Origin of the sequence: Streptomyces sp. NPDC102490, from assembly GCF_044765285.1 — a bacterium.
GTDB lineage: Bacteria > Actinomycetota > Actinomycetes > Streptomycetales > Streptomycetaceae > Streptomyces.
The window spans coordinates 259,918-282,637 of record NZ_JBIWJU010000006.1; the positions used below are offsets into that span (position 1 = coordinate 259,918).

22 protein-coding genes are annotated in these 22,720 nt (G+C 74.0%); 12 read left to right on the forward strand and 10 right to left on the reverse strand.

Features of this window, described 5'->3' with window-relative positions:
• Nucleotides 1–188 precede the first annotated feature (188 nt).
• The 4 genes from ACIRGB_RS15475 to ACIRGB_RS15490 all read left to right on the forward strand — a co-directional run bounded on the left by ACIRGB_RS15475 (nt 189) and on the right by ACIRGB_RS15490 (nt 5,700).
• Entirely contained in the window at nt 189–1,745 is a 1,557-nt protein-coding gene (locus ACIRGB_RS15475; RefSeq protein WP_403864061.1) for a CehA/McbA family metallohydrolase, read from the forward strand.
• A gap of 76 nt (nt 1,746–1,821) precedes the next feature.
• A complete protein-coding gene (locus tag ACIRGB_RS15480) occupies nt 1,822–2,244 on the forward strand; it encodes a nitroreductase family deazaflavin-dependent oxidoreductase (RefSeq protein ID WP_403864064.1) in 423 nt (140 codons plus the stop codon).
• 90 nt (nt 2,245–2,334) lie between these two features.
• Nucleotides 2,335–5,310, forward strand: a complete 2,976-nt coding sequence (locus ACIRGB_RS15485; protein WP_403864067.1) for a BTAD domain-containing putative transcriptional regulator — start codon at nt 2,335–2,337, stop codon at nt 5,308–5,310.
• 198 nt (nt 5,311–5,508) lie between these two features.
• Entirely contained in the window at nt 5,509–5,700 is a 192-nt protein-coding gene (locus ACIRGB_RS15490; protein WP_403864070.1) for a hypothetical protein, read from the forward strand.
• A gap of 74 nt (nt 5,701–5,774) precedes the next feature.
• Here ACIRGB_RS15490 and ACIRGB_RS15495 read toward each other — a convergent pair whose 3' ends face one another.
• The 3 genes from ACIRGB_RS15495 to ACIRGB_RS15505 all read right to left on the reverse strand — a co-directional run bounded on the left by ACIRGB_RS15495 (nt 5,775) and on the right by ACIRGB_RS15505 (nt 9,815).
• Nucleotides 5,775–6,329, reverse strand: a complete 555-nt coding sequence (locus ACIRGB_RS15495) for a hypothetical protein (protein WP_403864073.1) — start codon at nt 6,327–6,329, stop codon at nt 5,775–5,777.
• 89 nt (nt 6,330–6,418) lie between these two features.
• The gene (locus tag ACIRGB_RS15500) at nt 6,419–8,803 is read right to left on the reverse strand and encodes a PQQ-binding-like beta-propeller repeat protein (RefSeq protein WP_403864076.1); all 2,385 of its coding nucleotides are present in this window, start codon (nt 8,801–8,803) and stop codon (nt 6,419–6,421) included.
• 217 nt (nt 8,804–9,020) lie between these two features.
• The gene (locus ACIRGB_RS15505; protein WP_403864079.1) at nt 9,021–9,815 is read right to left on the reverse strand and encodes a VOC family protein; all 795 of its coding nucleotides are present in this window, start codon (nt 9,813–9,815) and stop codon (nt 9,021–9,023) included.
• 134 nt (nt 9,816–9,949) lie between these two features.
• On the opposite strand from ACIRGB_RS15505, the gene ACIRGB_RS15510 reads away from it, so the two are divergent.
• From ACIRGB_RS15510 to ACIRGB_RS15520, 3 genes are all read left to right on the forward strand, one after another.
• Nucleotides 9,950–10,585, forward strand: coding sequence for a TetR family transcriptional regulator (locus ACIRGB_RS15510; protein WP_403864872.1), 636 nt, complete (start codon nt 9,950–9,952; stop codon nt 10,583–10,585).
• Nucleotides 10,586–10,883: 298 nt separating this feature from the next.
• On the forward strand, nt 10,884–11,309 hold the full coding sequence (locus ACIRGB_RS15515) for a pyridoxamine 5'-phosphate oxidase family protein (protein WP_403864082.1): 426 nt from the start codon (nt 10,884–10,886) through the stop codon (nt 11,307–11,309).
• Nucleotides 11,310–11,341: 32 nt separating this feature from the next.
• Complete coding sequence (locus ACIRGB_RS15520; protein ID WP_403864085.1) at nt 11,342–12,010, forward strand: pyridoxal 5'-phosphate synthase; 669 nt, start codon at nt 11,342–11,344, stop codon at nt 12,008–12,010.
• Between the two features lie 7 nt (nt 12,011–12,017).
• Here ACIRGB_RS15520 and ACIRGB_RS15525 read toward each other — a convergent pair whose 3' ends face one another.
• Nucleotides 12,018–12,635, reverse strand: a complete 618-nt coding sequence (locus ACIRGB_RS15525) for a GNAT family N-acetyltransferase (RefSeq protein ID WP_403864088.1) — start codon at nt 12,633–12,635, stop codon at nt 12,018–12,020.
• 99 nt (nt 12,636–12,734) lie between these two features.
• Between ACIRGB_RS15525 and ACIRGB_RS15530 the strand changes: the two genes are divergently transcribed.
• The gene (locus tag ACIRGB_RS15530) at nt 12,735–13,940 is read left to right on the forward strand and encodes a flavin-containing monooxygenase (RefSeq protein ID WP_403864091.1); all 1,206 of its coding nucleotides are present in this window, start codon (nt 12,735–12,737) and stop codon (nt 13,938–13,940) included.
• Between the two features lie 11 nt (nt 13,941–13,951).
• Here ACIRGB_RS15530 and ACIRGB_RS15535 read toward each other — a convergent pair whose 3' ends face one another.
• Both ACIRGB_RS15535 and ACIRGB_RS15540 read right to left on the reverse strand, forming a co-directional pair.
• Nucleotides 13,952–14,827, reverse strand: coding sequence for a hypothetical protein (locus tag ACIRGB_RS15535; protein WP_403864094.1), 876 nt, complete (start codon nt 14,825–14,827; stop codon nt 13,952–13,954).
• A 20-nt stretch (nt 14,828–14,847) separates the two neighbouring features.
• On the reverse strand, nt 14,848–16,155 hold the full coding sequence (locus ACIRGB_RS15540) for an MFS transporter (RefSeq protein ID WP_403864097.1): 1,308 nt from the start codon (nt 16,153–16,155) through the stop codon (nt 14,848–14,850).
• Between the two features lie 71 nt (nt 16,156–16,226).
• Between ACIRGB_RS15540 and ACIRGB_RS15545 the strand changes: the two genes are divergently transcribed.
• Nucleotides 16,227–17,261, forward strand: a complete 1,035-nt coding sequence (locus ACIRGB_RS15545) for a GlxA family transcriptional regulator (protein ID WP_403864100.1) — start codon at nt 16,227–16,229, stop codon at nt 17,259–17,261.
• A 304-nt stretch (nt 17,262–17,565) separates the two neighbouring features.
• Here the strand turns inward: ACIRGB_RS15545 and ACIRGB_RS15550 are convergent, their stop codons facing one another.
• On the reverse strand, nt 17,566–18,039 hold the full coding sequence (locus ACIRGB_RS15550; RefSeq protein WP_403864875.1) for an ATP-binding protein: 474 nt from the start codon (nt 18,037–18,039) through the stop codon (nt 17,566–17,568).
• 253 nt (nt 18,040–18,292) lie between these two features.
• Between ACIRGB_RS15550 and ACIRGB_RS15555 the strand changes: the two genes are divergently transcribed.
• The gene (locus ACIRGB_RS15555) at nt 18,293–18,505 is read left to right on the forward strand and encodes a hypothetical protein (protein WP_403864103.1); all 213 of its coding nucleotides are present in this window, start codon (nt 18,293–18,295) and stop codon (nt 18,503–18,505) included.
• Between the two features lie 29 nt (nt 18,506–18,534).
• Here ACIRGB_RS15555 and calD read toward each other — a convergent pair whose 3' ends face one another.
• Both calD and ACIRGB_RS15565 read right to left on the reverse strand, forming a co-directional pair.
• A complete protein-coding gene (calD, locus tag ACIRGB_RS15560) occupies nt 18,535–19,047 on the reverse strand; it encodes a calcium binding protein CalD (protein WP_403864106.1) in 513 nt (170 codons plus the stop codon).
• A gap of 101 nt (nt 19,048–19,148) precedes the next feature.
• Complete coding sequence (locus ACIRGB_RS15565) at nt 19,149–19,529, reverse strand: STAS domain-containing protein (RefSeq protein ID WP_403864878.1); 381 nt, start codon at nt 19,527–19,529, stop codon at nt 19,149–19,151.
• A gap of 330 nt (nt 19,530–19,859) precedes the next feature.
• Here ACIRGB_RS15565 and ACIRGB_RS15570 point away from each other — a divergent pair, with 330 nt between their 5' ends.
• On the forward strand, nt 19,860–20,453 hold the full coding sequence (locus ACIRGB_RS15570) for a sigma-70 family RNA polymerase sigma factor (RefSeq protein ID WP_403864109.1): 594 nt from the start codon (nt 19,860–19,862) through the stop codon (nt 20,451–20,453).
• Complete coding sequence (locus ACIRGB_RS15575; protein ID WP_403864112.1) at nt 20,450–21,727, forward strand: zf-HC2 domain-containing protein; 1,278 nt, start codon at nt 20,450–20,452, stop codon at nt 21,725–21,727. Before ACIRGB_RS15570 ends, ACIRGB_RS15575 begins: the two co-directional genes overlap by 4 nt.
• A gap of 93 nt (nt 21,728–21,820) precedes the next feature.
• Here the strand turns inward: ACIRGB_RS15575 and purU are convergent, their stop codons facing one another.
• On the reverse strand, nt 21,821–22,714 hold the full coding sequence (gene purU, locus ACIRGB_RS15580) for a formyltetrahydrofolate deformylase (RefSeq protein WP_403864115.1): 894 nt from the start codon (nt 22,712–22,714) through the stop codon (nt 21,821–21,823).
• Between the last annotated feature and the right edge of the window lie 6 nt (nt 22,715–22,720).

Consider the following 22,720-nt stretch of genomic DNA (forward strand, 5'->3'; position numbering starts at 1 on the left):
ACGAGCGGCGTGATCAAGCCGGGTGCCCCGTCCCGGCCGCCCACCGCACGGTTCCCGGCCCTCAATGCGCCGAACCCCTTTCCTTGCCCGGGAGTTCACGGCTCAATACGAGGGTTGCACGCACCACCCCTGCACCACCGATGCCATGTCACCGATGTCATGTCACCGACGACACTGGGAGCAGCAGCATGTGCGAGGACGACCACGGACACGACCACGGGCACGACCAGGGACAGGACCGCGCCGGGGACCGCGCCGGGATCGGCAGACGCGCGGTGTTCGTGACGGGAGCCGCCGCCGCGCTCACCCTGGGAAGCGTGAGCTTCGCCGCGGCGGCCCCCCGGGAACAGCGGACCAGGACCGTGCGCGGCACCCTCCCGCCCGGCTCCCCCGACTTCGTGTACGTCCCGGTCGAGGTCCCCCGGGGAGTGCGCGAGATCCACGTCGCCTACACCTACGACCGCCCCGCCGTCCCGGCCGGCACCCAGGGCAACGCGCTCGACATCGGCCTCTTCGACGAGCGCGGCACCGAGCTGGGCGGCCGGGGCTTCCGCGGCTGGTCGGGCGGGGCGCGCACGGAGTTCTTCGTCCGCGCCGACGACGCCACCCCCGGCTACGTCCCGGGGCCGGTGCGGGCGGGCACCTGGCACATCGCGCTCGGCCCGTACACGGTCGCCCCGCAGGGCCTGGCGTACGAGCTCACGATCACGCTGACCTACGGCGAACAGGGCGAGACCCCGCGGCCGGTGTACCCGCCCGAGCGGGCCAAGGGGCGGGGCCGGGCCTGGTACCGGGGCGACTGCCACCTGCACTCCGTGTACTCCGACGGCCGCTACACCCTCGCCGAGATCGCGGAGCTGGCGCGGGCGGCGGGCCTGGACTTCATCAACTCCTCCGAGCACAACACGCACTCGGCGCACCCGCACTGGGCCGGCCTGGCCGGGGACGACCTGCTGATCCTGCTCGGCGAGGAGGTGACGACCCGCAACGGCCACGTCGTCGCCCTCGGCACCGACCCCGGCACCTTCGTCGACTGGCGCTACCGGGCCCGCGACAACCGCTTCGGCCGTTTCGCCCGGCAGATCCGCCGCGCCGGGGGCCTGGTCGTGCCGGCCCACCCGCACGCCACCTGCATCGGCTGCAACTGGAAGTTCGGCTTCGGGGAGGCGGACGCGGTCGAGGTGTGGAACGGCGCCTACACGCCCGACGACGAGGTGGCGCTGGCCGACTGGGACGGCATGCTGGTCGCCTCGGCGCGCGACGGGAGGCGGGACTGGATCCCGGCGATGGGCAGCAGCGACTCCCACCGCTCCCCCGACGTGATCGGCCGCCCGCAGACCGTCGTCCTCGCCGACGACCTGACCCGCGAGGCGATCCAGGAGGGCATCCGGGCCGGCCGGTCGTACGTGGCCGAGTCGTCGAAGGTGTCGCTGTCCTTCAGCGCGTCCGGCGGCCGGGGCGAGCACGCCGGGATCGGCGAGCGGCTGCGGGTGGACGCCGACACCCCGGTCACCGTCCGCCTGGAGGTGACGGGCGCCCCGCGCTGCACGGTGCGCCTCGTCACGGACCAGGGCGTGCTGTTCACCGGCGCTCCGCTGCCGGAGTCCGGGGCGGGCACGGTGGAGTGGCGCACGACCGCCTCGTACGCGGCCTACGTACGGGCGGAGGTGCGGCACGAGGCGGCGTCGGGCCCGCTGCCGGGCGCGCTGGCGGCGTTCACCAACCCGGTGTTCCTGGGGAGTTAGTCTCCAGGAACACCGGACCACCGGGCTCCCGGACCGACCGCGTAGCCCCCCGAGCGAGACGGAGCGCGGACCCACGATGCCGAAACCGCCGAACCCCGAGCGGAAGTACCGGACCGTCACGGCCTTCCAGCGCCGGCTGAACGCCGTCGTGCGCCGGCTGCCCGGCCAGACCCTCCTGGAGACCACCGGCCGCGTCTCCGGTCTCCCCCGCCGCACCCCGGTGGGCGGCCGCCGGGAGGGCGACTCGTTCTGGCTGGTCTCGGAGTTCGGCGAGCGCTCGCAGTACATCCGCAACATCCGGGCCGACCCGCGGGTACGGGTGCGCATCCGGGGCCGCTGGTACCCGGGCACGGCCCACCTCCTGCCCGACGACGACCCGCTGGCCCGCCTGCGCCGCCTGCCCCGCCTCAACAGCATGGCGGTACGGGCGATGGGCGTCGGGACCGGGCATCTGACGGTACGGGTGGAGCTGGAGGGGCAGAGGCAGGCAAGCTCATGAAGAACCTGTGATCGGCGTCTCCCACGGCTGACGTGGTCGGCATGAACAAGGCAAACTGACGTGGTTGCTCAGGATGTCTAGGGGGACGGCATGGACGGTGGACCGCGGGTTCCGGAGCAGCGGCGTCCCGGATTCCCGGCGGAAGGGGAGGAACCGGGCGCGCTGCGCTTCGGCGTGCTCGGGCCGGTGCGCGCCTGGCGGGGCGAGGAGGCGCTGGCCACCGGCTCCCCCCAGCAGCGCGCGCTGCTGGCCGCCCTGCTGCTGCGCGAGGGCCGTACGGCCACCGCGGCCGAGCTGATCGACGCCCTGTGGGGCGAGGAACCGCCGTCGCAGGCGCTGGCGGCGGTGCGCACCTACGCGTCCCGGCTGCGGAAGGTCCTCGACCCGGGCGTCCTGGTCAGCGAGTCGGGCGGGTACGCCGTACGGGGCCTGGCCGAGGGGGCGTTGGACCTGGCCACGGCCCAGGACCTGGCCGCCGGGGCCGAGAAGGCCAGAGCGGCCGGGGACCTGTGCCACGCCCGTGACCTGCTGCGCCGCGCGCTGGCCCTGTGGGACGGCGAGGTACTGGCCGGGGTGCCGGGCCCCTACGCCCAGACCCAGCGCGTCCGGCTCGACGAATGGCGGCTCCAACTCCTGGAGGCCCGCCTCGACATGGACCTCGAACAGGGCTGCCACGCCGAGGCGGTCTCGGAACTGACGGCGCTCACGGCGGCCCACCCCCTGCGCGAACGCCTGCGCGAGCTGCTGATGCTGGCCCTGTACCGCAGCGGCCGCCAGGCGGAGGCCCTCGCCGTCTACGCGGACACCCGCCGCCTGCTCTCCGACGAGCTGGGCGTCGACCCGCGCCCCGGCCTCCAGGAACTCCAGCAGCGCATCCTCCGGGCCGACCCGGGCCTGGCCGAGCCCTCGGCCCCGGCCGCGGAGACGGCGACGTCCCCCGTCCGCCCGGCGCAACTCCCGGCGACCGTGTCCGACTTCACCGGCCGCTCGGCCTTCGTCCGGGAGCTGAGCGACGTACTGTCCGCGGCGTCCGGTGAGCCGACGACGGGCCGCGTGATGGCGGTCTCGGCGCTGGCCGGCATCGGCGGCGTCGGCAAGACGACCCTCGCGGTGCACGTCGCCCACCAGGCGCGGGCCGCCTTCCCGGACGGGCAGCTGTACGTCGACCTCCAGGGCGCGGGCGCACGGTCCGCGGAGCCGGAGGCGGTGCTCGGCTCCTTCCTGCGGGCCCTGGGCACGGCCGACTCGGCCATCCCCGACTCCCTGGAGGAGCGCGCCGCCCTCTACCGCTCCGTCCTGGACGGCCGCCGCGTCCTCGTCCTGCTGGACAACGCCCGGGACGCCGCCCAGGTACGGCCCCTGCTGCCCGGCACGGACGGCTGCGCCGCGCTGGTGACGGCACGGGTGCGGATGGTGGACCTCGCCGGGGCGCACCTGGTCGACCTGGACGTGATGTCGCCCGAGGAGGCGCTGGCCCTCTTCACGAAGATCGTGGGCGAGGAGCGGGTCGCCTCGGAGCGGGAGGCGGCGCTGGACGTGGTCGGCGCGTGCGGTTTCCTGCCGCTGGCGATCCGCATCGCCGCGTCCCGGCTGGCCGCCCGCCGCACCTGGACCGTCTCGGTGCTGGCCGCGAAGCTGGCGGACGAACGCCGCCGGCTGGACGAGTTGCAGGCGGGCGACCAGGCGGTCGAGGCCACCTTCGAGCTGGGCTACGGCCAGCTGGAGCCGGCCCAGGCCCGCGCCTTCCGCCTGCTGGGCCTGGCGGACGGCCCGGACATCTCCCTCGCCGCGGCGGCGGCGGTCCTGGACCTTCCGGTGGAGGACACGGAGGACCTGCTGGAGTCCCTGGTGGACACGTCCCTGCTCGAGTCGGCGGCCCCGGGCCGCTACCGCTTCCACGACCTGGTCCGCCTCTACGCGCGTGCGTGCGCGGAACGGGACGAGAACCCGCGGAGCGAGCGGGAGGCGGCGCTGTCGCGGCTGCTGGACTTCTACCTGGCGACGGCGGCGGGGGTCTACGCGATCGAGCGGCCGGGCGACCGGCTGGTGGAGGACCTGGAGCCGACCCGCTATCCGGGGCTGCGTTTCGAGGACGGTTCCAAGGCGCTGGACTGGCTGTACAGCGAGGCGGCGGCCCTGTTGTCCAGCGTCCGGCAGGCGCGGAGCTCGGACCGGCTGCGGCCCGCCGTCGACCTCCTCTGGGCGGCCAAGGACCTGATCGAGTCGGGTGCCAACTCCCACCAGTACGAGGCCACCGCGCGCGCCATGTGCGAGGCGACCCGGACCGCCGGGGACGCCCGCGCCGAAGGAAGGGCCCGCACGACCCTCACCAACGTCCTGCTGGTCTACGGGCGGATCCAGCAGGCCGAGGAGGAGGCGCGGCTCGCGATGGAGCTCGCGGCCTCGGCAGCCGACGCCACGGCGGTCAGCTGGGTCGCCAACGACCGCGGCCTCATCTGTCTGCACCAGGGCCGCCATGCCGACGGGAAGGCCTTCTTCGAGCAGGCCATCCAGGGGCACCGAGCGGCCGACAACCGGCTCGGCGAAGCCGTCACCCTCGCCAACCTCTCCCGGTCCTACCTGGAACTGGGCGACGTGTCCCGGGCCGTGGACATCGCCCGGCAGAGCCTGGCGGCGCATTCGCAGCTGGGCCGGCCCATGCGGCGCGCCAGCGCCCACTTCGCGCTCGGCCTGGCGCTGGCCAAGGCCGGCCGGCACGCCGAGGCGCTCGGTCAGTTCGTCGACGCCCAGGGCATCTTCGGCGACCACCGGCAGCGGCTCTGGGTGGGCAACACGCACTTCCGGATCGCCGAGGTGCACCTGGCCGCCGCTCAGTTCTCGTCCGCGGCGCAACACGCGGAACAGGCGCTCGCGTTGGGCTGTGTCGGCGGCGACCGGATGCGGGGCAACGTCGTCACCCTGCTCGGCCGGGCGCTGGCCGCTCTCGGCCAGGCGGACCGGGCCAGGGCGTGCTGGCAGGAGGCGCTCCACCTCTACGAGCAGAGCGGGGCCGCGGAAGCGAACGAGGTCCGCGCGCTCGTCTCGCCCGCGCCGGTGGCCCCGTAGGGCCTCAACACGGACGTTCAGCAATCGTTTATGTCCGACCGGCAGTCTGACATCCGTCAGACCGTCGCGTCGGGGGGCAGACGGTCAGGCGGGAGCCCCACGCGTTAGTGTGCGGCTCCGAACGCCCGCCCGGCGGCCCTCGGGGGAGCTTCCGGGCGGGCGTCTCCGCATCTGTCACGACCTGGAGGAACCACGCTCATGAGCGACACGAAGAAGGACGCGGACGCCACCACGCAGGACAACAGCATGCCCGCGCCGCCGAAGGACGGGGCCGCGACGACGCAGGACAACAGCATGCCGAGTGAGCCCGCCACCGGCGACGCGATCACCACGATGGACAACAGCATGCCGGCCCCGCCCGCCCTGGACCTGGACGGCGACGGCAAGTAGACCTTCCTGCACACGGGGATCGGCCGCGGCGGCGCGGAGGGGAGCCGCCGCGGTCCACGTGTGCGCGGAGCGGTTCAGGACACCGGTGCCGGCGCCGTCGTGTCCAGTTCGCAGTGGTCCGGGATGCCGGAGCCGTCGAAGGGGACGCGGACCGGGGTCACCCCCTGCGCGGGGACGGTGACCTCCTCGGTGCCTTCGGTGAGCGTCGTGCCGGCCGCGTCCTTGAAGAGGACCGTGACGGCGAACGTGTACGCGGCGCCGTTCGGGTTGGTGACCTCGACGGTGGACCACGGCTCGCCCTCTCCGGCGCAGCTGACCAGGTTCAGGACGGCCGCCTGGGCCTCACCGCTGCCGCCGGTGCCGCTACTGCCGGTGTCGTCGCCGTAGGTGTCGTCGTCGTAGTCGTGGTAGCCGCTGCCGCCGGTGCCGTACGTGTCGTCGTCGTCCTTGTAGGCGTCGCCGCCCGACGTGGACGACGAGCTGTCGTGGTCCTGGCCGGAGCTGCTGCACCCGCCGCCCCCGTCGCCGCCGTGACCGTGGCCGTGGCGGCCGGTCGAGAAGCCGGTCAGGCTGAGGACCACCAGTGCCGAGATCGCCGTGAACCTGAGTGCTCGCCCCCGTGTCGTCATGAAGATCACGCTAGTGCGGGGATGTCACGGACACGTCACCGACCGGGCACGGCCCCTCACGGCGTACGGGGCCCGTGTCGTACCGGGCCTCACGTCGTGCGGGCCGTCCCCGTGCCCTTCTCCGCGTCCAGGGCGTACACGCAGCGGTCCTTGCTGCACGCGTACACGATGCCGTCGCGGACGACCGGGGAGCCGGTGATCTCGCCGCCGGTGGCGAGCTTCCAGCGCAGCCGGCCGTCGTCGGCCTTCAGCGTGTAGAGCAGGTGGTCCGTGGAGCCGAAGTGGATGCGGCCCTCGGCGACCGCGGGCGCGCCCACGAGGTCGCCGCCCGCCTGGAAGCGCCACTTGGGGGTGCCGGTGACCGCGTCCAGCGTGTAGAGGCCCTTGCCGCTGCCCACGTGGACGTGACCGGCGGCGACCAGGACCGGGTCGGTCGAGGAGCGGGCCTCGGTCGCGATGCGCCAGCGGTCGCGGCCGTCGGTGGCGTCGAGGGCGTAGACGGTGCCGAGGTAGTCGGCCAGGTAGACACCGCCGCCGGTCACGGCCGGGCCCGGCACGAAGGTGGGCGGCGCCAGGAAGACCGCCGGGGCCTCGAAGTGCCAGCGGACGTGGCCGGAGGCGACCTCCAGGGCCAGGACCCGGGTGCCGGCCGCGACGTACACATAGCCGTCGGCGGCGTGGCCGAGACGGACCGGGACGCCGCCGCAGGAGGCCGCGTCGCCGATCGGGTACGACCATCTCTCGTCGCCGGTACGGGCGTCCAGGGCGCGCAGGCGGGCGTCCTGCCAGACGTAGGCCGTGCCGTCGTGCAGCGCGGCGCCCGCCTCGGAGGACTCGAAGTCGGTCTGGGCGCCGGTGACTTCCCACAGCTTCTGGCCGCCCGACGCCTCCCAGGCCTGGACGCCGCCGCCGCGGGTGGCGGTGAGGACGGTGCCGCGGTCGGCCTGGAGGGAGTAGACCCAGGCGTCCGTCTGGACACGCCAGAGGTCGGTGCCCTCGCGGGCGTCCAGGGCGAAGAGGGTGGGCCCGTCGGAGGCGTGGATGCGGCCGTCCGCGACCGCCATCGACCAGGCGACGTCCCGGGTCTTGAAGCGGCGCCGCCCGGTGCCCACGTCCAGGGCGTGCACCTCGAAGGAGGTGACGTAGACCAGGTCCTCGGCGACCCGCGGCGTGCCCCAGACGTCGTTGGACATCCGGAACCGCCAGGGGCGCCACCCGGCCGGCGAGGCCTCCGGGGGCGCGGGGGACGACGGGGCCGGTACGACGGGGTCGGCGCCGTTGACGCCGGGGCGCGGGCGGGACCAGGACGCGGCGAGGGCGGACTCCGGCGGGGGCGCGGCGACGACGGCGGCGCGCAGGTCGGCGACGCGCGGGCCGGGGCCGATGGGCACCGGCGCGCCGGGCAGCCGGACCGGCCCGCCGTCGGGCGCCGGTACCGCCGGACCGTGCGCGGGCGGCGGCGGTACGACGGGGTCGTGCGCGGGCGGAGGCGGCAGCGGGGGCGCCGGGACCGGGGCGCGGGCGCCGGACGGGCCCGGGCCGCGGCCGCCGCCCGTGGTGGCGGGCTTGACCGCGGGGCGGCCGTTGCGGCGCCCCTCGATCAGGCTCACGGCCCGTTCGGGCAGCCACGCCGACGCCGTACCGCTGTCGTCGGAGCCGGAGCCGAAGAGGTGCGGGGCGAGCTGGGACTGGAGGTCGGCCGGGTTGGGGCGGCCGGTGGCCTCCATCTGCATACAGGACTCGATGAGCGGGCGCAGTTCGTCGGGCAGGCCCTCCAGGTCGGGGCCCTCGCGCAGCAGCATGAAGACCGTCTCGACCGGGTTGGCGCCGTGGAAGGGCGGGTGTCCGGTGGCGGCGAAGACCAACATCGAGCCCAGCGAGAACACGTCGCTGGCCCCGGTGACGCTGCGGGAGTCCTTGGCCTGCTCCGGGGACATGTAGGCGGGGGTGCCGACGGCGACGTTCGTCATGGTCAGACGGGTGTTCGACACGCCGGACGCGATACCGAAGTCGATCACGCGGGGGCCGTCCTCGACGACGAGGACGTTGGAGGGCTTCAGGTCGCGGTGGACCAGGCCCGCGCCGTGGATCGACTGGAGCGCCTCCGCGACGCCCGCGGCCAGCCAGCGCACCGCCTGGGCCGGCAGCGGCCCGCACTCGTTCACTATCTCCTCGAGGGAGGGCGCGGGCACATAGGCCGTGGCCAGCCACGGCACCGCGGCGCGCGGGTCGGCGTCGACCACGGCCGCCGTGTAGAAGCCGGAGACCGCGCGGGCCGCCTCCACCTCGCGGGTGAAGCGGACCCGGAACAGCTGGTCCTCCGCCAGTTCCGTGCGCACCGTCTTAATCGCCACGCGCCGCCCGGACGCCGAGCGCGCGAGATAGACCAGCCCCATGCCGCCGGCGCCGAGCCGGCCCAGCACCTCGAACGGCCCGATCCGCCGCGGATCGTGCTGCGTCAGCTGATCCACCACTTGCCTGCCACCTCCCCGTACGGGCCGCGCCACCCACATATGTACGCGACCGAAGTGCAGCGTCTCACCACCGCACCTCCGTGGCGCCACGCACCCCGATTCTTCCTGTCCGAGGCGCTGGTGGCGAACCTGGCGACAATCGGGGTGTCTAGCCTGATTCCGGGCAAAGAGCCCGCACGAGACCGTTCCCGGACCCGTGCGGGCCCGCGGCCGCCGTTCAGCGTCGCAGCAGCGCGAACGACGCCCCCTGGCCGTCCGAGACCACCGCCACCCGCCCGTACGACGTACCGAAGGGCGGCACCCGCACCCGGCCGCCGAGCCGGGTCACCGCGGCGAGGGCGGCGTCCACGTCCTCGACCAGGAAGTGGACCAGGAAGTGCGGCGGCATCTCGGCGGGGAAGACGTCCGAGACCCGGGCGCGGCCGAACTCCGGGGAGGCGTCCGGGCCGAAGAGCGCGTCGTGGAACAGGTCGCCGTAGAAGGCGTTGGCGGCCTCCGTGTCCCGGGTGTACAGCTCGGCCCAGGCGAAGGTGCCCGGCTCGCGGCGGCGCCCGAAGCCGGTACGGCGGCCCGGCTGCCAGAGCCCGAAGACCGCGCCGTCGGGGTCGGCGGCGAGGGCGGCGGTGCCCAGGTCGCCGACCGGGTGCGGCGGGGTGACCACCTGACCGCCGCCCGCCCGGATGCGCGCGGCGAGCGCGGTGGCGTCCGGGGTGTGGAAGTACACGGACCACACGGTGGGCATCCGGCCGTCCGTCTTGCGGACCAGCGCGGCGACCGGCTCACCGTCCAGGCACGCCCGCAGGGACTCCCCCGGCGCCCGGTGGGGGCTCCTGCCGGGCTCTCCCTCCGCTTCCTCCTGGAAGGTCCAGCCGAACAGCTCGCCGTAGAAACGCCTGCCCGCCTCGACGTCGGAGAGCTGTGCGTCCACCCAGCAGGGCATTCCCTCCCGGCGGGCGGACGGACCGTCCGACGACTTCGGCGACCTCTTCTCGAATGCCCCGTTTTCGGCCATGCCGTCAAAGTAACCGCGTCGCCCGCACCGCGCAGACCGGGCACACCGGCCTCTCTCCGCGCTCACACCCCATTTGCAGTCGGCCGAATCGCGCTCGGATCACCCGTCGGTAAGCTGACGGCATGACAGGACAAGTGCGTACCGTCGACGGCCGCGTGGCCGGTCGACGTGGGCAGGCGACCCGGCAGAAACTGCTCGACTGCCTCAGCGAAATGCTCAGCTCCTCCCCCTATCGCGATGTCAAAGTCATCGATGTCGCCCGCAGGGCGGGCACCTCGCCCGCGACCTTCTACCAGTACTTCCCGGACGTCGAGGGCGCCGTCCTGGAGATCGCCGAGCGCCTGGCCGCCGAGAGTTCCTCGCTGGCCGAGCTGACGGTGGGCCGCTCGTGGGTCGGCAAGGCCGGCTGGCAGACGGCACAGGAACTCGTCGACGGATTCCTGGAGTTCTGGCGCAAGAACGACGCCATTCTCCGGGTGATCGATCTCGGCGCGGCGGAGGGCGACAAGCGATTCGCCAAAATCCGCATGAAGATCCTTAACTCGGTGAATTCCTCCCTCACGGATTCCGTCGCCGATCTCCAGGCAAAGGGCAAGGTCGACAAGGACGTGAACCCCGCGGCGATCGCCGGGTCACTGGTCGTCATGCTCGCGGCCGCCGCCTCGCACCAGAAGGGCTTCTCCTCCTGGGGCGTGAAACAGGCGGAACTCAAGCCGCATCTCGCTCTGTTGACGTATCTCGGCATCACCGGAAAGAAGCCCGCCAAGTAGTTCGCCGCGCGGCAGCCTGTCATCTCCGTTCCGCCGCGTCGCCGCCCGCCGCACCTCCGGCAGACCTCCAGACCTCCGGGTCCCGGGTCTCCAGCAGTCCTTCAGACCTTCGCCGCCCCGTCGGCCGCCCGCTCGAACTCGGCGACCGTGCCCGGCCCTCCGGCCGCCCCGGCACGACGTCCAGCGCCTCGCAGTTCAGCCCCGCCAGGTCCCGGCCGGGGAACAGCGGCCCGCCCGGCCGACGTTGTGTTCGGCGTCCAGACCCGCACCGCATCCGCACCCGCCGGAGGAGACCGCCGTGGCCCTGACCCGCGAAGAGCGTGAGACGTTCCTGGCCGAACCGCACATCGCCGCCCTCGCCGTCGACGCCGGGGCGGGCCGCGCCCCGCTGACCGTGCCGATCTGGTACCAGTACGAGCCCGGCGGCGAGGTGTGGATCATGACGGGCCTCGACAGCCGCAAGAACGAGCTGATCAGCAGGGCGGGCCGGTTCTCGCTGATGGTCGACCGGCTGGAGCCCACCATCCGCTACGTGTCGGTGGAGGGTCCGGTCGTCGAGACGGTCACCGCGACGGAGGAGCAGCTGCGGGAGATCTCCGCGCGCTATCTCCCGGCGGAGAAGGTCGACGGCTACGTCGCCTTCGCCTCGGCGAACCACGGCGAGCAGGTCGTCGTCCGGATGCGCCCCGAACGCTGGGTCTCCTCCGACCTCGGCTCCGTATGACGCGGCGCCCCTGACCGCACGACAATCGGGGTATGGGAACCGATCTTCACGAGCTGCTGAGGTCACTGCGGGTGTGGGACCCCGCGGTCACCGCACTGCCGCTCCTCGACCCGGCCGGCGCGCCCGGCGACCCGCTGGAGCTGTTCACCCGCTGGTTCGCCGAGGCGGTCGCGGCCGGTGAACGCGAGCCGCACACGGTGACGCTGGCCACCGCGGACGCCGAGGGCCTGCCGGACGCCCGCGTCGTGATGCTGCACGGCGCGGACGCGGACGGCTGGGCCTTCGCGACCCACGCCGACAGCCGCAAGGGCCGCCACCTCGCCGCCCGCCCGTACGCCGCCCTCGTCTTCTACTGGCCGGTGCTGGGCCGCCAGGTGCGGCTGCGCGGACCGGTCGCCGCCGCCCCGGCCGAGGAGGCGCGGGCCGACCTGCACGCGCGGTCGACCGGCGCCCTCGCCGCCGCGCTCACCGGCCGGCAGAGCGCGGAGCTGGACTCGACGGACGAACTGGCCCGCGCCTCCCGGGCGGCCTGGGAGCGGGCCGAGCGGGAACCGGACTCCCCGGTGGCGTCCTGGACGCTGTACCGGCTGCGCCCCGACGAGGTGGAGTTCTTCCAGGGCGAGGCCCGTCGGCGCCACGTACGGCTGGCCTACCGCCGCGGCGGGAACGGCGGCTGGGACCGGCGGCTGCTGTGGCCGTGAACCGCGCTCACCGCGCGCCGGGCGGCGTCGGCTCCTCGTCCGTCGCCAGGCGCGCGTGCAGGTGCACGTCCCGGAAGGCGTCGTGCCGGCCGGCCTCGAACATCGCCTCGCGCAGGGTCCCCTCGGCGCGGTAGCCGCCGCGCTCGGCGACCCGGCAGGAGGCGTCGTGCCCCACGGCGTGGCCCAGTTCCAGGCGGTGCAGGCCGAGTTCGGCGTAGGCCCAGCGGGAGGCGAGGAGCAGGGCCCGGGTGGCGACGCCCCGGCCGCGGGCCTCGGGGAGCACCCAGTAGCCGACCCGGGCCGTCTTCAGCTGCCCGCTGATCTCGCCGAGGCCGATGTGCCCGAGTGTCGTACCGCTCTCGTCGTCGGTGATCCGGAACGACGCCGACCTGCCCTCCGCCGCGTCCCGCGCCCGTCCCCGCAGCGACTCGCGGGCCCCGGCGAGGTCGGTCCACAGCTTGAGCGGCGTGTTCCAGCGCTGGAACTCGGGGTCCAGGCAGCCGCGCAGCCACGTCTGCGCGTCGGTGTCCGAGGCGGCGTCCCAGGCGCGCAGGCGCAGCCCGTGCCCGCGGGGTTCGGGGTGGGCGAGGGACGGGTCGAGGGTGTACATGCGTGTGTGGGCCATCCGGCCATTCAAGCCGACCCGTCGCGGTCGTGACCGATCCGCAACCGATTCCGGTCTTGACCGAGACCCATCAACCGAGCGCGCGATTACGCTCGCCGCATGGCCGACTCCACAGCGTCCGCTGCACCGCAGCGGCCCGCCCACCCCGCGGGCCTGCCCGTGTACGTCATCGGCGCCGGTCCCGGCGGTCTCGCCGTCGCCCACGCGCTGCGCGCCCGCGGTCTGCGGGCCGTGGTCCTGGAACGGGCCGACCGCGTCGGCTCCTCCTGGCGACGGCACTACGACCGGCTGCGGCTGCACACCACCCGCCGCCTGTCGGCGCTGCCCGGCCTGCCGATGCCGCGCCGCTTCGGACGGTGGGTGGCCCGGGACGACGTGGTGCGGTACCTGGAGAAGTACGCCGAGTACCACCAGCTGGAGATCGTCACCGGGGTGGAGGTCTTCCGCGTCGAGCGCACGCCGGACGGGACCGGCTGGCTGCTGCACGCCTCCGGGGGCCGGGAGCTGACCGGCGCCGCGGTGGTGGTCGCCACCGGCTACAACCACACCCCGCGCGTGCCCGACTGGCCCGGCCGCGACAGCTACACCGGCGCGTTCCGGCACGCCGCCGAGTACCGCTCCCCGGCCCCGTACGCCGGCCGGGACGTCCTGGTGGTCGGCGTGGGCAACACCGGCGCCGAGATCGCCGTGGACCTGGTGGAGGGCGGGGCCGCCCGGGTCCGGCTCGCCGTGCGCACGGCGCCGCACATCGTCCGCCGCTCGACCGCCGGGTGGGCCGCCCAGTACACCGGCATCCTGTGCCGGCGGCTGCCGGTCGCGCTGGTGGACCGGCTGGCGAGGCCGCTGGCCCGGATCAGCGTGCCCGACCTGTCGGCCCAGGGGCTGCCGCGCCCGGACACCGGGCTCTACAGCCGGGTGGCCGCGGGTGCCATCCCGGTGCAGGACGTGGGCCTGATCGACGCGGTGCGCTCCGGCCGGGTGGAGGTCGCCGCCGCGGTGGAGGGCTTCGAGGACGGCAAGGTCCTGCTGGCCGACGGCACCCGTATCGCCCCCGACGCGGTGATCGCGGCCACGGGGTACCGGCGGGGGCTGGAGGGCCTGGTCGGGCACCTCGGCGTCCTCGACGGCACCGGGCGCCCGGTCGCGCACGGGGGACGCGCCCCGGCCGCCGCGCCCGGCCTGTACTTCACCGGGTTCACCAACCCGATCAGCGGGATGCTGCGCGAGCTGGCGATCGACGCGGAGCGGATCGCCCGGGCGGTCGCGAAGAGGGGGGCAGACCGGGTGTCGCGGCTGCCGGGCTAGCGGCTGCCGGGCTAATCCCGGGTGAGGATCAGCAGCTCACCGGCGTCCGGGTCGCCGAACAGCGCGAACAGCTCGGGCGCCTGCCCGGTGCCGCTGATCGTCCAGTGCGTCTCCTCGCCGCACGCGCCGTCGAGCCGTACCAGGACGCCCGCACGGTCGCCCTGCCGGCTGCGGGTCCAGGTGCCGGTGCCGTCGCACCTGGTGTAGTCCTGGTCCGCTTCGAAGTCGGGCTGGGCCGGGACCCGGGTCAGCTCGGCCCGACCGCCCGGGACCAGCCGCAGGACGGCCCCGTGGTCCGCGCGCCACTCCCCGGCGAGCTGCCGGTCGGAGAGCGCGGGGGGCTCGTAGTCGTCGGCCAGGGAGGCCGCGCTCAGTCCGCCGACGACGAAGAGGACGAAGCACACACCGGCCGAGCGCAGCCAGACGCTCCACCCGCCCCACGCCCGCCGGCGCAGTGGGGCGAGGAACAGCACGGGCAGGATCCCGGCGCCCGCGAACCAGGGGACCGTGTCCCTCAGCGACCAGTCCCACACCAGGTGCCCCAACCCGGCCCCACCCGCGCCGACCAGGACGGAAGCCGCCGCGTGCCAGGCCCACTCGGGCCCGCTCAGGCGGCGCGAGAGGAGACGGGAGAGGGTCGCGGCGGGCATGACCTGCGCACTGGCGTGCACGACTCCGAGAAGCGGCAGGATCAGCGGGACGCAGAGGACGCCGAAAGCGCCGCCGCCGCGGCCGTAGTCGTCCTGCCCCGCCCCGACGAAGAACCACCACGCCAGCCACCCCAGCGGCAGCTGCGTCGCGCACAGTGCCGCCGCCACGTTCCATTCGTCGTTCGACCACGTCAGGCGTCTGCGCTCGGCCGCCCCCGGCCCTGCCCCCCACCCCATACCCGGAGCTTACGACTTGCTCATGACAGGGCCGTCACCGGAGCCGGGCGTCGCCGGATCACCAGCGCCATCAGGGCCGCCGCCGCGCACAGCGCCCCGGAGGCGACCCACACGACGTCGTAGGAGCCGAAGTGGTCGCGGGCCACGCCGCCGAGGAAGGCGACGAGGGCGGCGCCCACCTGGTGCGAGGCCAGCACCCAGCCGAAGACGATCGCGCTGTCGTCGCCGTAGTGCTCGCGGCACAGGGCGAGGGTGGGCGGGACGGTGGCGACCCAGTCGAGGCCGTAGAAGACGATGAAGAAGACCATCGGCGGGTGGACGCTCGGCGCGAGCAGCATGGGGAGGAAGAGGAGGGACACGCCGCGCAGGGCGTAGTAGACGGCGAGCAGGCGGCGCGGTTCGAAGCGGTCGGTGAACCAGCCGGAGGCGATCGTGCCGGCCACGTCGAACACGCCGATGACGGCGAGCAGCGAGGCCGCGGCGGTGATCGGCATGCCGTGGTCGTGGGCGGCGGGCACGAAGTGGGTCTGGATCAGGCCGTTGGTGGAGGCGCCGCAGATCGCGAAGCTGCCGGCCAGCAGCCAGAACGGGCCGGTGCGGACGGCGGAGAACAGGACCGCGAGGGTGCGGCGGGCGGCGCCGGGGACGGGCGCGGGCTTGGGTACGAACTCCTGGGCGCCGTACGGCTTCTGGCCGACGTCGGCCGGGTGGTCGCGCAGGAGGAGCCAGACGAAGGGGACGACGGCCAGGGCGGCGAGGGCGACGGTGACGGCCGCCGGGCGCCAGTCGTACGTCTCGACGATCCAGGACAGCAGGGGCAGGAAGATCAGCTGCCCGGAGGCGGAGGCGGCGGTGAGGACGCCGGTGACCAGGCCGCGCCGCTCGGTGAACCAGCGGTTGGTGACGGTGGCGGCGAAGGCCAGGGCCATGGAGCCGGAGCCGAGGCCGACCAGCAGGCCCCAGCACAGGATGAGCTGCCAGGCGGAGTCCATCCACACGGTCAGGCCGGAGCCGACCGCGATCACCAGCAGGGCGACGGCGACGACCCGCCGGATGCCGAAGCGGTCCATCAGCGCGGCGGCGAAGGGCGCGGTCAGCCCGTAGAGGGCGAGGTTCACGGAGACGGCGGCACCGATGGTGCCGCGCGACCAGCCGAACTCCTGGTGGAGCGGGTCGATGAGGATGCCGGGCAGGGAGCGGAAGGCGGCGGCGCCGATGATCGTCACGAAGGTGACGGCGGCGACCCACCAGGCGCGGTGCACCCGCCCGCGGCGGGCCGGCTCCCGCGCGTCCTCGGTTACTGCGGTGGCGTCGGTTGTCTGGGTCACGTCACAGAGTCTCCGAGCGGGACCGCCTGCGATCCAGTGGCCCGAAGGTCAGGGTCCGCTAGGATCGGGCCATGACCTCCGGCATCCTCGACACCCCCGGCGCCCCCTCCGCCGCCGACCGCCCGCACCGCGTCGTCGTGCTCGCCCTCGACGGTCTGCTCCCCTTCGAGCTGGGCATCGCGCAGCGCATCTTCGGCCTGGCCCGCGACGAGCACAGGCGCCGGCTGTACGAGGTCGTCACCTGCTCGGTCCGGCCGCCGGGCCCGGTCGCCACGGACGCCGACTTCGAGATCCTGGTCGGGAACGGCCCCGAGGCCCTGGCCACCGCCGACACGGTCGTGGTCCCCGCCTCCTACGAGCTGGGCCCCGTCTACGAGGAGGGCGTGCTGACCGAGGAGCTGAGCGCGGCGCTGGCCCTGGTGCGGCCCGGCACCCGGCTCGTCGCGATCTGCACGGGCGGGTTCGTCCTGGCCGCCGCCGGATATCTGGACGGCCGCCCGGCGACCACGCACTGGGCCTCCGCCGAGCACTTCCAGCGGCTGTTCCCGAAGGTGCGGGTGGACGCCGACGTGCTGTTCGTCGACGACGGCGACGTGCTCACCTCGGCCGGGGTCGCGGCCGGGATCGATCTGTGCGTGCACATCGTGCGCCGGGACCACGGCACCGCCGTCGCCAACGAGGTGGCCCGGCGCACCGTCGTACCGCCGCACCGGGACGGCGGGCAGGCGCAGTACATCGAGCGGCCGGTGCCCGATCCGCAGCAGTCGTCCACGACGGGGGCCCGCGCCTGGGCGCTCGGCCGTCTGCACGAGCCGATCCAGCTGCGGGACATGGCCGCGCAGGAGTCGATGTCGGTACGAACCTTCACCCGCCGGTTCCGCGAGGAGGTCGGCGTCAGTCCGGGCCAGTGGCTCACCCGGCAGCGCGTCGAACGGGCCCGGCACCTGCTGGAGTCCACCGCGCTCTCCATCGACGAGATCGCCCGGGACGCCGGGTTCGGCACGGCCCAGTCGATGCGGCAGCACTTGCAGGCGGCGCTCGGGGTCACGCCGACCGGGTACCGGCGCACATTCCGCGCGGAGTTGTCCACAGCCTGTGGACAGTGATCGGGGTCCGCCCCGAACTCGTCGGCCGGTGGCGCGGCGCTGTCCGCCCCGAGCACGGCATCGCGCGCCGCCGGCCGACTCCGGCGCTCCCGCCCGGCTCCCGTCGCCCCCCGAGGGAACCGCCGCCGACACGACCCACGCTCGTCGAGGGCTCCGTCACCGAGCCCTCGTCGTCCCCTCGCGGCGAATCGTTGCCTCCAAGCGTGAGGAAACGGTCACGATCCGTCAACCGGCGAGGGGGTTTCCTCACCTGCGTCCGGTTTCGCCGGGGACGCGCACGGAAGCACACCCCGGCGCACGGCCGTTACACCACTTCGTACGCGAACCCCTCGTACGCCACCGCGCCGCCGCTCCCGCGGGCCGGTGGGGTCTCCTCGCCCGCGGCGCACCGGTCCAGTTCGCACCAGATGCGCTTGCCGGTGCCCTCCCGGCTCCAGCCCCAGCGGTCGGCGAGGCCGTCCACGAGGGCGAGGCCCCGGCCGCCCGTCGCCTCGCCGCCCACGCAACGGGGCACGGGGGCCAGGTCGCTGGCGTCGTCCACTTCGAGGCGGACGGTGGCCTCCCCGGTCTCCTCGGTCACCGCGCCCGGCAGCACCAGCCGCAGCACCGCCGAACGCCCGGTGTGCACCACGGCGTTGGTGACGAGTTCGGAGACGAGCAGGACCAGCGTCTCGGCGAGTGGTTCATCGGCCCGTATCCCCGAACCGGCGAGCCGGGAACGCGCCCACCGCCGGGCACGCCCCACTTCCGAGGGGTCTGGACGGACCTCCAGCTGCACTTGAAGCACCTGCACCGCTCACACCATCCGAACCGGCGGACACAAAGGCTCGCGCCTCATGAGGGCCACGATCGTAGCCATTTCCAGCATGGCCAGAACAACGGCCGGGGCAGGGATCACGGACCGTGAATCCCCTGCGGGACAGCATGGTTGACGTTCCGTCACGTCAACAAGCGCTTCGGGCATATTCCAGCGCGAAGGAGTACGCGTGCGGCATACTGTGCGACGCGCTTTCCGGGGAGTCGAACACGCGGTGCCCGACAGTCGTCGCGCCTTGCGGGGCACGGCGCACACCGCCGGTTCCGGAGCCGCCCCGGGGGGCAACTCCGGCACGGTCGGCGCCCGGGCGTACTCGCGTCCCCCGCAGGGCACCGGAGTGTGGCACCGACTCCGGGCGGTGACCGACCACGTGGCGGACACCACCCGGTGGCAACGCTCCGTGACGGCGTTCCGCCACGATCCGTGACACCCGGGCGCGGGCTCCTGCGGTCCGCGCTATTCGGGCACGGTGAAGTAGCGGGCGAAGGCCGGGACGATCTCCGCCTCCCCGATCTTGCCGTCGCCGTCCGTGTCGAGCGCGGCGGCCGCCGGTCCGGCGAGGTCCTCCGGCACGCCGAACGCGGTCAGCGCCCGCGCGGTGTCCGCGACGGTGGCCGCGCCGTCACCGTCGGTGTCGGCGACGTCGAGCGCGGCGTGCAGGAAGGGGCGGGCGATCTCGGCGAACCGCTCCGGCTTGTCCCGCAGCCGCTTGACCGCTCCGGTGACGAATTCCTCACGGGTGATGCGCTGGTCGCCGTCCCGGTCGGCGATGCCGGCCAGGCCCTGCCAGAGCGCCTCGGCTCCGCCGTACAGGGCCTGCCCCTTCTCGGAGCGGGCGGCGACGCCGAACTCCGCGAGCAGGGCCTTGGCCGCCCCGCTGAAGTCGGAACGGTCGATGTGACCGTTGCCGTCCTGGTCGAAGGTGGTGAACCGCGCGGCGATCCTGCGCTCGTACTCGCTGTTGACCATGGTTCTCTCCGGCCGCCTCACGTCGGTGTTCGGGGGTATGTCTCGCCGGGAGCGTACGTCGCCGGACGCCGCCGCGGACGGGAGTTGCCGCGAGTCGCGGCCTAGGCCGACAGGGGCCGCGGCTCGTCCCCGGTCGCCGAGGCGAGGTCGGGGTGGCAGTCGAAGAGCCGGCGCACGCCCAGCGCGCCGAGGACGCGGTTGACGTGGGAGCCGTCGACGGCGCCCTGGGCGGGCAGTATCAGGCGCAGCCTGCCCTGGCAGGAGCGGATGAGCCGCCGCGACGCGATGAGGACGCCGACCCCGCTGGAGTCGCAGAACAGGACCTCGGAGAGGTCCAGGACGAGGCTGTGCCGTCCCTCCGCGACCTCGTCGTGCACGCGCTGCCGCAGCACCGGTGACGTCACCATGTCCAGTTCGCCCGACACCTGGAGCACGGCCCACTGGCCCCGCTCGCCGCCGGTCACGTTGAACGTCACCACCATGCCCTTCATCCGTCGGAACGTCTGGAACCTTCGGGTTTCACCCGAAACGGAAGCCGTACTTACGCTTCTTGGCGGCGCGCCTGCCCACCGGCCGTTCCCGCAAACGCCGGGGCGGAAACGGAGACCGGGCGTAAGTGGCTTGTTTCAGACTGTTTCGATCCTGTTCGATCGAATCCGGTCGCACGATAGAGGGTAGTGGAGGCGCATATCACCACCGGCCGGCCTGGGGGCGCGCATTGGAACAAAGGGGCGTGCGCTGTCGGACGTGCCGACTACATTCGGGGAGAGCGTGGCCGCAGGCTGGGACCGAGGAGGGGGTGGAGGGACCGCATGGCGAAGAGGGACGCACCACTGCGCTGGGACCGCAAGATGCAGCAGCGGCTCGCGCGCGGCGAGGCCGCCGCCCTGGGCGAGCTGTACGACCGGTTCGCCTCGCTGGTGCACGGCCTGGCGCACCGCGTGCTCGACGACGAGCGGGCCGCCGACCGCCTCACCCGCGACGTCTTCGCGCACGTCTGGGAGCATCCCGACGCCTACGACCCCCGGCAGGGTCCGCTGCGCACCTGGATCGCCACGCTCACCCACCGCTTCGCCGTCCAGCGGCTGCGCGCCACCGAGACGGCGGCCCTGGTCCGGGGCGGGCCGGGCACCGCGGAGGAGCTGGAGACCAAGGTGCGGCGCGCCTCGGTCGCCGCCCGCGCCGACTACATCGTCCAGTCCATGCCGGCTCCGCTGCGCGCCGCGCTGGAGCTGGCCTACTTCCAGCGCCGCGACTACCGCCAGACCGCCGCCGACCTGGGCGTCACGGAGGACGAGGCCCGCCGCCGCCTCCGCCTGGGCCTCCAGCTCCTGTCCACCGCCCGCGACGCCGGCACCGCCCCGCACCCGCCCGGGGCCCCGCCCGAGTACGGGGGTGCGGCATGAGGGCGTACGACGAGGACGACGGCTACGAGGAACACGACGCGCACCACGGGAACGGGGAAGCCGACGACGCGGTCACCGGTACCGGCCCGGGCACCGGGGCGCGTATTCCGCTGCCGCGTGCCTCCGTCGAGGACGGCGGGCGGGTGCTGCCCGCCCCGGCGCCCCTCGCGCTGGAGCACCAGGTGCTGACCTCGCTGCTCGGCGCGTGGGCGCTGGCCGCCTGCTCGGCGCAGGAGGCGGCGGCCGTCGAGGCGCACCTCGGGGAGTGCGAGGCCTGCACCGAGGAGGCGCTGCGCCTGCGCGAGGCCGTCACGCTGCTCCAGCGGCCGGAGAGCCTCGATCTGGACCCCGCCCTGCGCACCCGGGTCCTGGACGGGTGCCTGGAGCGGCGCCCGCCTCGCATCCCGGTGCCCGAGTGGGCCACGCCCTACGACGCCGAGACCGCGCGCCTCGACGCGCTGCTCCAGGACTTCGGGGACGCCGAGTGGCACGCCCCGGTCCGGCTGCGCTGGTTCGAGGGCGACGGCACCGCGAGCCGCCGTACCACCGTCGCCGGGGTCATCGCCCACCTGCTGACGGTCGACGGGACGGTCGCCGTCACCTTGGGCCTCGACGACCCGCTGGGGGACATCACCGCGCCCTCCCGGGCGCCGGCCGCCCGCACGGAGGCGTACTGGCGGGCCTCGCACTACCCGCCCACCCGTGCGGTGCGGGCCCCCTGGCGTGAGCAGAGTCACGGCATCGTCCGGACGGTGGCGTTCACCGGCGACGCGGGCGGGATGCCGGTCTCGTACGGCGACTTCGAGCTGCCGCTGCGGGACGCGATGCTGGACCGGGCGTTCGAGTGCTGGGTGCACGCGGAGGACATCGCCGAGGCGGTGGACTATCCGTACGCGCCGCCGTCCGCGCGGCATCTCAACGGCATGATCGACCTCGCGGCCCGGATGCTGCCGGGTGTCCTCGCGGCCCGCCGCCTGGCCGGTCTGGCCACGCCCGGCGACCGTCCGCGCCTGGTCGCCGCGGGCGAGCCGGGGCGCAGCCTGCGGCTGGAGATCGAGGGCTCGGGCGGCGGCGAGTGGCTCATCCCGCTGGACTCCCCCGGCGCGGTGGGCTCCGCCGACCACGAGGTGGCCCATGTCGCCCTGGACGGCGTGGAGTTCTGCCGGCTGGCGGCGGGCCATGTGCCTCCGGCGGAGGCGGCGGCGGGCCAGGTCGGCGACCGGGAGGCGATCCGGGACGTCCTGTTCGCCGCGGCCAGCTTGAGCCGGATGTAGGGGGCGGTTGCGGATTCATCGGCGGCTGCGGGTCTGTGGGGGGTGCTCGCGCAGCCGCCGACGAAACCGAACCCCCCGCCCCGCTGGGCGCCGCTAGGCGAACACCACCGTCCGGCGGCCGTTCAGGAGAATCCTCCGCTCCGCATGCCACTTCACGGCCCGCGCCAGCGCCTGGCACTCCACGTCCCGCCCGATCGCCACCAGCTGGTCCGGCGTGACGTCGTGGCCGACCCGCTCGACCTCCTGCTCGATGATCGGCCCCTCGTCGAGGTCCGCCGTCACGTAGTGGGCGGTCGCGCCGATCAGCTTCACACCCCGCGCGTGCGCCTGGTGGTACGGCTTCGCGCCCTTGAAGCTCGGCAGGAAGGAGTGGTGGATGTTGATGATCCGTCCGCTGAGCCGCTTGCACAGGTCGTCCGAGAGGACCTGCATGTAGCGGGCCAGCACGACGAGTTCGACGTTCTCCTCGCGCACGATCTCCAGGACCCGGGCCTCGGCCTCCGGCTTGGTGTCCTTCGTCACGGGGATGTGGTGGAAGGGGATGTCGTAGGACCCCACCAGTTCCGCGAAGTCGGTGTGGTTGGACACCACGGCGGCGATCTCCACGGGCAGCGCGCCGATCCGGGCCCGGAAGAGCAGGTCGTTCAGGCAGTGCCCGAACCTGCTCACCATGAGCACGATGCGCATCTTCGCGTCGGCCCGGTTGATCTGCCAGTCCATGTGGAAGGCGTCGCCGATCGCGGTGAAGCTGGCGCGCAGCTTGTCCACGGTCACCGGCTCACCGGCCGAGAAGTGGACCCGCATGAAGAACAGACCCGTGTCGTGGTCCCCGAACTGCTGGCTGTCCTCGATGTTGCAGCCGGTCATGAACAGATAGCTCGAGACGGCGTGCACGATGCCCTGCTTGTCGGGGCAGGACAGGGTGAGGACGTACTGGTCGGCCGGGGCGTCGGCCGCGGGGACGGCGGCGGAGGACTGCGCGTTCATGCAGCA

Coding starts and splice junctions, on each gene's coding strand:
- ACIRGB_RS15475 (WP_403864061.1), top strand. CDS start 189: ATGTGCGAGGACGACCACGGACACGACCACGGGCACGACCAGGGACAG.
- ACIRGB_RS15480 (WP_403864064.1), top strand. CDS start 1,822: ATGCCGAAACCGCCGAACCCCGAGCGGAAGTACCGGACCGTCACGGCC.
- ACIRGB_RS15485 (WP_403864067.1), top strand. CDS start 2,335: ATGGACGGTGGACCGCGGGTTCCGGAGCAGCGGCGTCCCGGATTCCCG.
- ACIRGB_RS15490 (WP_403864070.1), top strand. CDS start 5,509: ATGAGCGACACGAAGAAGGACGCGGACGCCACCACGCAGGACAACAGC.
- ACIRGB_RS15495 (WP_403864073.1), bottom strand. CDS start 6,329: ATGACGACACGGGGGCGAGCACTCAGGTTCACGGCGATCTCGGCACTG.
- ACIRGB_RS15505 (WP_403864079.1), bottom strand. CDS start 9,815: ATGGCCGAAAACGGGGCATTCGAGAAGAGGTCGCCGAAGTCGTCGGAC.
- ACIRGB_RS15520 (WP_403864085.1), top strand. CDS start 11,342: ATGGGAACCGATCTTCACGAGCTGCTGAGGTCACTGCGGGTGTGGGAC.
- ACIRGB_RS15525 (WP_403864088.1), bottom strand. CDS start 12,635: ATGGCCCACACACGCATGTACACCCTCGACCCGTCCCTCGCCCACCCC.
- ACIRGB_RS15530 (WP_403864091.1), top strand. CDS start 12,735: ATGGCCGACTCCACAGCGTCCGCTGCACCGCAGCGGCCCGCCCACCCC.
- ACIRGB_RS15535 (WP_403864094.1), bottom strand. CDS start 14,827: ATGGGGTGGGGGGCAGGGCCGGGGGCGGCCGAGCGCAGACGCCTGACG.
- ACIRGB_RS15545 (WP_403864100.1), top strand. CDS start 16,227: ATGACCTCCGGCATCCTCGACACCCCCGGCGCCCCCTCCGCCGCCGAC.
- calD (WP_403864106.1), bottom strand. CDS start 19,047: ATGGTCAACAGCGAGTACGAGCGCAGGATCGCCGCGCGGTTCACCACC.
- ACIRGB_RS15565 (WP_403864878.1), bottom strand. CDS start 19,529: ATGGTGGTGACGTTCAACGTGACCGGCGGCGAGCGGGGCCAGTGGGCC.
- ACIRGB_RS15570 (WP_403864109.1), top strand. CDS start 19,860: ATGGCGAAGAGGGACGCACCACTGCGCTGGGACCGCAAGATGCAGCAG.
- ACIRGB_RS15575 (WP_403864112.1), top strand. CDS start 20,450: ATGAGGGCGTACGACGAGGACGACGGCTACGAGGAACACGACGCGCAC.
- purU (WP_403864115.1), bottom strand. CDS start 22,714: ATGAACGCGCAGTCCTCCGCCGCCGTCCCCGCGGCCGACGCCCCGGCC.